The sequence below is a fragment of the Parabacteroides sp. CH2-D42-20 genome (assembly GCF_003670185.1).
Classification (GTDB): Bacteria; Bacteroidota; Bacteroidia; order Bacteroidales; family Tannerellaceae; genus Parabacteroides; species Parabacteroides distasonis.
In genome coordinates this window covers 65,258-75,731 of record NZ_RAYG01000032.1, presented here as the reverse complement: position 1 = coordinate 75,731, position 10,474 = coordinate 65,258, and the positions used below count along the sequence as shown (strand labels likewise).

Annotated in this window: 11 protein-coding genes and 1 pseudogene; all 12 read left to right on the top strand. The window is 39.2% G+C overall.

Going from position 1 to position 10,474, the window contains the following annotated elements:
* A pseudogene (locus tag D7V92_RS17965) lies at positions 1 to 321 on the top strand (transcriptional regulator); the annotation flags it as partial.
* A 47-nt stretch (positions 322 to 368) separates the two neighbouring features.
* Positions 369 to 752 carry a hypothetical protein gene (locus D7V92_RS17960; protein ID WP_121773436.1) on the top strand — a complete coding sequence of 128 codons (384 nt, stop codon included), beginning with the start codon at positions 369 to 371 and terminating at the stop codon, positions 750 to 752.
* 6 nt (positions 753 to 758) lie between these two features.
* A complete protein-coding gene (locus tag D7V92_RS17955) occupies positions 759 to 1,403 on the top strand; it encodes a sugar transferase (protein WP_121773435.1) in 645 nt (214 codons plus the stop codon).
* A gap of 56 nt (positions 1,404 to 1,459) precedes the next feature.
* Positions 1,460 to 2,221, top strand: coding sequence for a DNA-binding domain-containing protein (locus D7V92_RS17950; RefSeq protein ID WP_121773434.1), 762 nt, complete (start codon positions 1,460 to 1,462; stop codon positions 2,219 to 2,221).
* A gap of 266 nt (positions 2,222 to 2,487) precedes the next feature.
* Positions 2,488 to 3,912, top strand: coding sequence for a patatin-like phospholipase family protein (locus D7V92_RS17945; protein WP_121773433.1), 1,425 nt, complete (start codon positions 2,488 to 2,490; stop codon positions 3,910 to 3,912).
* Entirely contained in the window at positions 3,900 to 4,229 is a 330-nt protein-coding gene (locus tag D7V92_RS17940; protein ID WP_121773432.1) for a hypothetical protein, read from the top strand. Before D7V92_RS17945 ends, D7V92_RS17940 begins: the two co-directional genes overlap by 13 nt.
* On the top strand, positions 4,201 to 5,040 hold the full coding sequence (locus D7V92_RS17935) for a hypothetical protein (protein ID WP_121773431.1): 840 nt from the start codon (positions 4,201 to 4,203) through the stop codon (positions 5,038 to 5,040). Before D7V92_RS17940 ends, D7V92_RS17935 begins: the two co-directional genes overlap by 29 nt.
* Before the next feature lie 32 nt (positions 5,041 to 5,072).
* On the top strand, positions 5,073 to 6,608 hold the full coding sequence (locus tag D7V92_RS17930; RefSeq protein ID WP_121773430.1) for a lipopolysaccharide biosynthesis protein: 1,536 nt from the start codon (positions 5,073 to 5,075) through the stop codon (positions 6,606 to 6,608).
* A 2-nt stretch (positions 6,609 to 6,610) separates the two neighbouring features.
* Positions 6,611 to 7,453, top strand: coding sequence for a hypothetical protein (locus D7V92_RS17925; protein WP_121773429.1), 843 nt, complete (start codon positions 6,611 to 6,613; stop codon positions 7,451 to 7,453).
* A gap of 6 nt (positions 7,454 to 7,459) precedes the next feature.
* Positions 7,460 to 8,566 (top strand): radical SAM protein, encoded by a 1,107-nt coding sequence (locus tag D7V92_RS17920; protein ID WP_008771870.1) that lies wholly within the window; start codon positions 7,460 to 7,462, stop codon positions 8,564 to 8,566.
* Positions 8,563 to 9,489 carry a polysaccharide pyruvyl transferase family protein gene (locus D7V92_RS17915; protein ID WP_008771871.1) on the top strand — a complete coding sequence of 309 codons (927 nt, stop codon included), beginning with the start codon at positions 8,563 to 8,565 and terminating at the stop codon, positions 9,487 to 9,489. Before D7V92_RS17920 ends, D7V92_RS17915 begins: the two co-directional genes overlap by 4 nt.
* Entirely contained in the window at positions 9,467 to 10,465 is a 999-nt protein-coding gene (locus D7V92_RS17910) for a glycosyltransferase family 2 protein (protein ID WP_121773428.1), read from the top strand. The genes D7V92_RS17915 and D7V92_RS17910 overlap by 23 nt, the downstream gene beginning before the upstream one ends.
* Positions 10,466 to 10,474: the final 9 nt, after the last annotated feature.

The window sequence follows — 10,474 nt, the reverse complement described above, 5'->3', positions numbered from 1 at the left end:
TCGCTCCGTGCGGAGACGGACGTGATGCGTTGCAAGATCTACTCATTGCTTCTTTCTGCCTACAAGTTGTTGGGCGATGAGGAGGAGTTCACACGTTTGCATGACACGATGCGCGGCATGCTCCCGGTGGTGAAAGCTCCGCAATCCCGTGCCTTGTTGCTGGTGACGCTCTACGGTTGCACGGACAGCGCCCTTTACCGGCAGATGGCGCATGAGGTGGTGGACCCGTGGCGGGGTGAGTCCTCGCCTAAGAAAAGCAAGTTATCCTTGATCCGCCGGCTGGACGATTGCGATCGCTGGCTGAAACACGAAATCAGTTGACAAGTGACAGTTGACAGTTTAAATCAAAAATCATAAATCAAAAAGAAATGTCTTCCCTTCCTTCCGGCGTTCGTTTGGTGCGGTTGCTGAACGAGCATTTTAGTGAGATCATGAGCCGCGAGCGTACGAATATCGCTTCCATCCACCTGTATTGCACGGGTCCTTACTGGGTGGCGTTCGAGTGCTCAGCCTATCAGTTGCGCCGTGCGTTCCCGGACAGCGAGGTTACGCCGATGCGCTTGCTCGGCTACCCGTTTCCTGTGGTGATGGTATCCGTGACGGATCGTTCGCTCCGTTCGTATGCCCGCAAGCACATCTTGCGAAGAGATGATAAGGATTACAAGCAATTAACTGTACCCGGACTCTCCCTTGTGGACTACCGGGAGTGGCATGCTGGCGAGGTGAAAGGGTTGCCTTTATTGAATAACTAACTAGACATGATTATGAAAGAGAGTTTGGAAAAACCTTCTGATTTTATTCCGGATGGGATGAATGCTTTCGAACGTAACGTGAAGCGTATTGGGGATTGTCTTTTGGCCTTCATCGCTTTGGCCGTATTCTCCCCATTGTTTTTAATTTGCTATATCGTCGTAAGGCGTGAGGATGGCGGTTCGGCTATCTTCAAGCAAGAGCGTATCGGTCGTTTCGGTCGTCCGTTCAACATCTATAAGTTCCGCAGTATGCGGCTGGACGCTGAGAAATTTGGCCCGGCCCTTTATAAGGGAGGCACGGACCCCCGCATGACACGTGCGGGCAAGTTCCTGCGTGAGCATCATTTGGATGAGTTGCCCCAATTGTGGAATGTTTTCATCGGTGATATGTCTTTTATCGGCCCCCGTCCGGAACGAAAGTTCTACATCGACCAGATCATGGAACGCGATCCCCGCTATCGTTATCTTTATCAGATCCGTCCGGGCGTGACCTCGTATGCCACGCTCTACAATGGCTATACGGATACGCTGGAGAAGATGCTTCGTCGTTTACGCTATGACTTGTTCTATTTAGAGCACCGCTCATGGCTGTTCGATTTCAAGATATTGATGAAGACTTTCTTGAACATAGCGTTCGGGAAGAAATTCTAAGGTATAAGTAATAATCCGGGGGAGCAATTCCACTCTTCCTTTAAATCAAAAATACCATGAAGAAAGTATTGAAAGGCTGGCTCATCGACAATGCGGTGACCACCGACAACAAGACGGACAAGATCCTGCTGCTGGCCTCGGCTGGAAGTTTAACTTTGGATGACGTGTTGGAAGAGATGTACAAGCAAGACACCGGCCTGCGTCCGGAGACGCTTCACCATTCGGTGGCGCTCTACCATCGGGTAGTAATGGACTTGATCTTGAACGGCTATAGTGTGAACACGGGTCTGTTCCGTGCCGTTCCCCAGCTGAAAGGCGTGGTCGAGGGCGGCGTTTGGAACAAGGAGAATAATTCCATCTACGTCTCTTTCACGCAAGACAAGGCCCTGCGCGAGGCGATCGCCAAGACCGTGGTTGAGATCCTCGGCGAGAAGTCTAATATCATGTACATCCTGGAGACCGAGGATCGCAAGACGGGCTTGAAGGACGGCAGTGCCACTGCGGGCCACAACTTCTTTGTCCGTGGCGCGATGCTGAAGGTGGTTGGTGACCACGAGTCGGTAGGCGTTACGTTGACCGATTCCAAGGGGGCTGCCACGAAACTGACGGATGACCAGATCACGATCAATAATCCCTCCTCGCTCACGCTGCTCCTGCCAGCCGGCCTGACCGAGGGCGAGTACACGTTGACGTTGACGACGCAGTATTCCACATCAAACCGTCTTTTGAAAACGCCCCGTAGCGTAAGCGTGCCAGTTTGGATTGGCGGCAAACCCGCTGATGGCGGTGGCGACAGTGAAAGTCCTGATGAGATTTAAAATCAGAAGAACGGCAAGCCCTCTTTATCCATAAATAGAATAGGCTCGCTGTATGATCCCTTCTTCAGCCTTGTATAACCGCCTTCTTCAGGACTGTATGAAGTCCTTATACAGGGTTGGATGATGGGATTAGATAAAATTAGGTTCGTGTAGATGTTTCAAAATACGTTCAACATATTAGCTTTATCCGGAGGAGGAATAAAGGGGATCTTCCAAGCTACATTTTTGAATTTGTTGGAGGAAAGGTATGAGTTTCCTTTAATGATGTGTTTGATCTGGTGGCCGGTACCTCTACTGGCTCTATAGTGGGGGCTGCGTTGGCTTGTGGCATCAGAATGGAAAAGGTTGTTGACCTCTATAAAAAGGATGGAAATGCGATTTTTAGGGGGAAACATTTGAAGTATATAAGACATTCCTGGTATTCCAGTGAGAATCTACAGAAGAAATTGTCTTTGACTTTTGGAAATACTTGTCTGAATGAGGCAAAAACAAAGCTTCTCATCCCTTCGACAAGCCTGGAGAATTACAAGCATAATATATTCACTCAGGACAGTAACACCTCTATGGTGGATGCTTTGATGTCAAGTGCTGCTGCCCCGTTTTATTTTGATGCTTATCGGGCTTCGAGCAATGTGGATCATTATTTCTTGGATGGAGGGTTGTGGGCTAATAATCCTACATTACTTTCTGTTTTGTATTGCGTGAATGAGTTGGATATACCTGTTGATAGGATACGGGTCTTGTCGCTTGGAACCCAATGTATTCCTCCAGGAGAACAGGCAAGGCAATATAATTCCTTGAGGACATTTAACCCGTCAAAGATAAAGAACGTGATAAGTGCCATGTTTAATTCCTCTGAATCATTTTCCAAAGAATATTCGGAAGACCTGATTCACTCAAAGAACATCATACATATCAATCCGTCGGACTCTGTCCGTTCAGAAATAGAATTGGATGAGGTGAGTGAGGCTATAGATGAACTTCCGGGGATCGCTGACACTGTCTTTAAGGAGAAAATATCGGTCGTTCTTGATTTATTGGGTTATGAGGGGCGTTGTGCTTGTTCTCTTAAGCGTAAGGATTTTATAAAGGAAGAAGCCATATTGAGAAGTGGATTGGCGGACTTTGTTCCTACAAGGAAAAACTATCGGGAGAGCGACAAGGATTCTAGTATAGAGAGCTATTTATTTAAGGCGACCTCTTCCATAAGAATAATGAGTGTTTCTCTGAGTAACGCTATTCTTTATCATGATCTTGAAAGGGTATTGGAATCATTATTGAAAAGAAACAAAGCATTGGAACTAAAAATCTCGTTATTGAACCCGGATAATCTCAGCTTGATAAAAGTGATGGCTCCTATATTGAATCTATCGGAGGAAACTTTACGGTCGAATATAAAGAAGTCCGTAGAATCCCTTTTCAGACTGTGTAAAAATAACAAGAAAATTCAGATCTATCTGCATAATACGATTCCTTTTGGAACAGTGATAGCCGTGGATGAAAAAAAGGATACAGGATCCATAATCTTGGAGACCAAGCCTTATAAGACAGCTATAACGACAAGTTTTTCTTGTAGGTTGTTGAATTCAGAGAACTCTGTCTTGTTCAAGAATATCATGGAGGGATGCTATAATATAGAGAAGGAATCCCAAAAAATGAGTAAGAAAATATTATCCAAATGGAAAAGCTAAAGTACATCCGTAAAGTCTGTTTTCCGGAAGGTGGTGAGATGCTGATATTTAAGGCTATCCGGTCTTTCAGTTTATCTGATATAAGATTTGAGTTTAATGAATTATGGACTCGATATTTGATTCGTTTGCCAAACCTGAAAATAGGTGAAGGTGATTTTATTTGGATCACGAATATGAAGGATGAGGACTTGGAGGGTATTATAAGTTGCAAGAATACATCAAGAACAAATACCATCGTATTACAATTTGATGATATTCAAAGTATCAAGGAATTAAATTCTTGTGAAAATGTTGAAGAATCCGTTCTCGTTTTATGATTTCTTGGGATATCTTTTCCCTGGTTTATTGTGTGTCATGTTCGTTAAGGTGATCTGCTCAATGGATGGAGCAGTCACGATACCGGATTTTTATTCGAAAGGAATAGAAGGCTCAATTGCTTGGAATGACACGATCCCTTATACGGTATTGGCTTATGTGGTGGGGCATTTCATCTCCTATTTCTCCTCGTTGACGGTTGAGCCGTTCTTGATTTGGAGTTATGGTTATCCTTCGGTATTCCTTTTGAATGATAATTATGATAAGAGATTTTTTGCTGTGAATGAGACATTAGGAAAGGGGTGGACGATATTTTGGAAAATCTTGGTTTGTGTTTTTATTTTTCCGATCGCTTTAGCTTCTCTTTTCTTTGGCAAATGGTTGAGATTTCGAGTATATGTCTTGAAACCGTTGGATAGTTATCTGAAAGAATCAATAAGAAAGAAGATGCGGTTGTTATCGCAATATCTATCCTTGCCGTCCATGGATGAGGGTAAAGATATACATCGGATTATTATGCATTATTGTTACGAAAATTATAGGAACCATATCCCCAAATACGATAATTACGTGGCCTTATACGGATTTCTCAGGAGTCTTAGCTTCTTGTCAAGTAGCTTGTTCATCTATTGTTTTTGGATTGAGTTACGTACTATAGATCTCTATTCGAGCATAGATTGGCTCGCTATAATTGCGTTGACTCTTCTTTTTTGCGTTACCTATGTTTTTTATTTGGGTTTCGTTAAGTTTTATCGGCGTTATACGCTTGAGAATTTGATGAGTATTACGGTTGACCCGAATTTGAGGGATTGATTGTCGGTAAGTTTTAGAATTTTCTTAATTATATGTCTGCTGCAACAGAAAACAATAAGCGGATAGCGAAGAACACGTTGTTCCTCTACGTGCGTATGCTCCTGATCATGGGGGTGACGTTGTACACCAGCCGGGTCGTGCTACAGGTACTGGGGGTGGAGGATTTCGGCATTTATAATGTGGTAGGAGGAATCGTGACAATGTGTTCTTTTTTGAATGGCGCTATGTCGCAATCAACACAGCGATTTTTAGCGTTTGAAATAGGGAGAGGAAATCCGTTACGTTTAGCGGAGGTATTCAGTTTATCTATGACAATTCACATTGGGATAGCCTTGATTGTTTTGTTATTAGCTGAAACGATAGGCTTGTGGTTTCTTATTACACAGATGAATATTCCGGAATCTAGGATGGAGGCTGCTCAATGGGTTTATCAATTCGCTCTTTTCTCATTTGTTATCTCGATGGTTCAAGCTCCTTATAATGCAGCTATTATCACGAGGGAGCGAATGCGTGTTTACGCATATATAAGTATTGTTGAAGTTGTATTAAAGTTAGTGGTCGCATTTTTGCTGGAATGTATTTCATTTGATAAACTAAAGTTATATGGTGCATTAATCTTTTTAGTGACCGTTTTAATCGCTCTTTTTTATAGATGTTATTGCGTAAGAAATTTTCAAGAATGCCATTATAAGTTGTATTGGAGTAAGACGTTGTATAAAACGATCTCCAGTTTTGCGGGTTGGAGTATGTTTGGTACATTGGCGTGGATAAGTAAATCACAAGGTTTAAATTTGATACTGAATATTTTTTATGGTCCTGTATTGAACGCATCTTATGGAATCGCAAGTCAAGTTAATACGGCTATCAATAGTTTTGTCCAAAATTTCACAACAGCTTTGAATCCTCAAATTATTAAATCATATGCGAACGATGATAGGAACTATATGATTCAATTATTGTTTAGGGGAGCCAAGTTCTCTTATTTTTTATTGTTATTGTTCTCAATCCCACTTTTGATAGAAACAGAATTCGTTCTGAAATGTTGGTTAAAGGTTGTGCCAGGTTATGCTGTTGCTTTCACTCGTTTGGTAATAATAAATTCATTACTGGAATCTTTTACCTATGCGATGGGAACTTCAATTCAAGCTACTGGTAAAGTAAAATGGTATCAAATAATTGTAGGAGGTACTATTTTACTAAATATTCCTTTAGCGTGGATTTTGTTAAGATTAAATTATTCCCCTTCTGTGGTGTTTATTGTGTCTATAGTGATTTCTTGTATAACATTAAGTGAACGTTTATTGATTTTGAAGATTTTTATTGCCATTTCATTAAAGCGATTTATCATACAGGTCTTTGGAAGAGCTTTATTGGTTACGATTCTTTCTTCTTCTATTATTGTATTGATAAAGGATATTTTGGCTAATAAATTAATAAGTTTTGCTGGATTTTTCCTCATTTTAGTATGTTGTGTAGGAAGTATTTTATTGATAATATACTTTGTCGGATTTACTTCATTGGAACGAGATTTCTTTTTGCGAATGATTAGGAGTCGCTTGAAACGATAAGTATGGAAACTGTAAAACGTATTTCTCTGATCGTATTATTGATAGGACTATTTTGCCTTGGTTTTTGGATTGGTTATAGTTATTGTTGCTTACCTGAAAAGTCGGATGGCTTCAGTAAAGCTGTACATGTCAGTTTTGATGATGTAGTATGGGTATTAGAAGACTTAAAGCAAAATGAACGGAGGTATGAAAGTGCCTTTGATAATGAGTTCTTGGCAGAATTGAAACATATGCATGAGGACTACGGAGCTTGTTTCACTCTTTATGTATTTGAAAAGGCCGATGGTTTTGACATAGGTGATATGCCTGTTAAATATAGGAAAGAACTTAAGGAGAACACATCGTGGTTGAAGTGGGGATTTCATTGGATAAGTCCTGATTTTGATAAGAATATCAGTCTTGATGATTTTAAAATGTCTTTTTTTAATGTTCAAAATGCTATCAGTAAATTTGCGGATAGCAGCTCTCTATCGCATGTTCTTCGTCTTCACTATTTTTATGGGAATGATAGTATTGTATCATTTCTTGACTCATGTAATATCAAGGGATTACTTTGTGCAGATGATGATAGATGTAGTTATGATTTGACGAAGCAGGAGAATGAATTTATGCAAAAAAACTTCTATGTAAGGAGAGATGTTGAATATTTTAAGACAAATATAAGATTGGAGAATAGTTTATTTTTATATTATGATTTGGAGCGTTTGAGAAATAAGGATACATTGGTGATATTTACTCATGAATGGGCTTATGATACACGTTTACACAGATTTAATTATTATAAGTTATGTCTGAATCTTGAATGGCTGAAAAAAAATGGGTATAAATTTACTTTTTTAGAATAAATAATTATGGATGGTATAAAGCGTTTTATTGATTGTTATGTACCGGTTACAACTTGTACGTTACGGTGCCATTATTGCTATATTACTCAGCATCGGCTTTTTGATAATAAATTGCCAACTTTTAAATATAGCTCGGAGCAAGTGCGAAAGTCATTATCTCGAGAACGATTGGGAGGTGTTTGCTTAATTAATCTTTGTGGTGGAGGAGAGACTTTGTTACCTCCTGAAATGACAGAATATGTGAGAGCTTTGCTCGAAGAGGGTCATTATGTAATGATAGTAACTAATGCTACTGTCTCTAAGCGATTTGAGGAAATTGCAAGTTTTCCAGCAGAATTATTAAGCCGATTATTCTTTAAATTCTCATATCACTATATGGAGTTAAAAAGAAAGAATCTATTAGAACGTTTTTTCGATAACATAAAAAGAATCAGGGATGCGGGATGCTCATTTACGCTTGAGGCTACTCCTTCTGATGAACTGGTTCCTTATATAAAGGAGATGTGTCAGGCTGCATTAGAGAATGTAGGTGCTGTATGCCATGTGACTGTAGGACGTGATGAGAGAGACCCGAAAATGTTGCCTATTCTTACGGATATGTCGAAAGAAGAATATAAAAAGACTTGGTCTTTTTTTAATTCTCCTCTATTTGATTACAAGTTGTCTGTCTTTGGAAAAAAGAGGACGGAGTTTTGTTATGCAGGTGATTGGTCTTTTTATCTAAATTTGGGAACTGGCGTTATGACACAATGCTATTGCTCTTTTAAAAGCCAAAATATATTTGATGATCCAAATGTACCTATCGATTTTACTCCAATAGGGAATAACTGTCTTGAATATCATTGTTATAATGCCCATGCTTTTCTTACTTTGGGAAATATACCTGAGTTAAAGACTCCAACTTACGCCGATATGAGGAATAGAACATGTGATGATCATTCAGAATGGCTGAAACCAGAAATGAAGCATTTTATGTCTACTAAACTTTGTGATTCAAACTGTGAGTATACAAGGGAGGAAAAGGATCGTGTCAATGGTGAATTGCGTTGGAAAGTATACAGAGCGAAAATAAGAAAGTTTTTAGTGAAGTCTTTAAAAACGAATAAGCGATGAATTTTGCCCAAAAAGTAGATGCATTAAGATCTGTTATTAGATATCAATTGATTCCATTGATATCTGATTCTTACGTGTTTTTGGATTTGCCTTACTATACAAATATAGGGGATGCCTTAATCTGGGAGGGTACGGAAACTTTCTTAAGCTCTTTACCTGCTAAATGTTTGTATCGATGTTCCTGTCAGACATTCTCATATAGGCCGTTACCAAAAGATACGACAATATTATTGCAAGGAGGAGGTAATTTTGGGGATATATGGAGGAGGCATCAGGATTTTAGGTTAAAAGTAATTAAGCTATATCCCAATAATAAGATAGTTATTCTTCCACAGACCATTTATTATAAAAATGATAAACAGATGCTGTCTGATGCAGCTTTGATGATGAAACATCCAGATTTGCATATTTGTGCGAGAGATCAAAGATCTTATCGATTGCTTGAGGCTTATTTTGTTAATTGTGGGAGATTATTGTTGCCGGATATGGCGTTTTGTATCCCTAGAGACCGATTAGTCTCTTCATTGGTAAGATCAACAGGGAAGAATTTATATTTGAAACGTAATGATATAGAATTCCTAGAGGATGACTGTAGACAATATATAAGAGAGCCGGTAGAGATACGAGATTGGCCAACTATGGAGATAATACCATTAAGTGCTAAGATGTTGAATTTGTTCATTAAACTTTCTTTAAATAGGCTTTCGGATAATTGGGCATTATACCTAAAGAGATTACTTATCCATGAAGGTGTCCGTTTTATAACTTCTTATGATAAAATATATACGACTAGATTGCATGTGGCTATTTTATCCATATTACTAGGTAAACCCTTTGTCTTTTTTGATAATTCTTATGGTAAAAATAGTTCCTTCTACCTTTCTTGGTTAAGTGATTTAGATGAGATTAAATTTATATGGTGATAATATGTTGAAAGTTTCGATTATTATTCCAGTTTATAATGTGGCTTCCTATATTGAGGATTGTTTGAATTCTGTATTGAGCCAAACTTATCCAAATATAGAGTGTATCATTGTAGATGATTGCGGGCAAGATGATTCTATGTGTATTGTGAAATCTATCCTGACTGCTAAATCTTCTCGCCTAGAGGTAAGGATTGTGACTCATGAGGTCAATAAAGGTTTGTCTGAGGCTCGAAACAGTGGTATCCGAGAAGCTACGGGTGATTATCTATACTTTTTGGATAGTGATGATTATATAGCGGAAGATGCCATAGAGCGTATGGTTACGATGTTGGAGAAACATGCGGTAGATTTTGTGGTTGGGGATATCGCAACTTTCGGAGAGGATTCAGAACAGAAGGATTACCTACGTATGGAATCAGGCTATTTGTTCGGAAATAAAAAGATATCCCATTCATATTCGGAATCTCTGTGGTATATGATGGCTTGGAACAAGATGGTCTCTCGTTCATTTCTTTTGAAGAATGAAGTTTTTTTTGCCCCCAATATATATCATGAGGATGAATTATGGTCATTCAAATTAGCATTAGTCGCTAATTCTATGGCTGTTTGTAATAGGGTTACTTATTTCTATCGAATTCGGAAAAATGGTTCAATCATGAGTAATTTGACAATGAAACATGTGGAAGATATGCTTTTTATTTTTGACACCTGTTTGTCATTAAGCGAAAAGTATCATCGAGCATGTATTTACTCAAAGTTAAGAACATTTTATCTTACTTTGATATGTAATGGGTATAGACTAAATGACAAAGCATATGCGAGTGAGCTGTTACAATGTTTAGGGCGGAAGCATAAACGCTTTTTTTCGGTAATAAATCTTCTATCTTGCTCTTGGAAGAATAAGGTTAAATATGTTCTATGCCTTATGCCGATCCGGATTTTATATGCCATGGCTAGAATATTACCTTTTTAAATCATATAA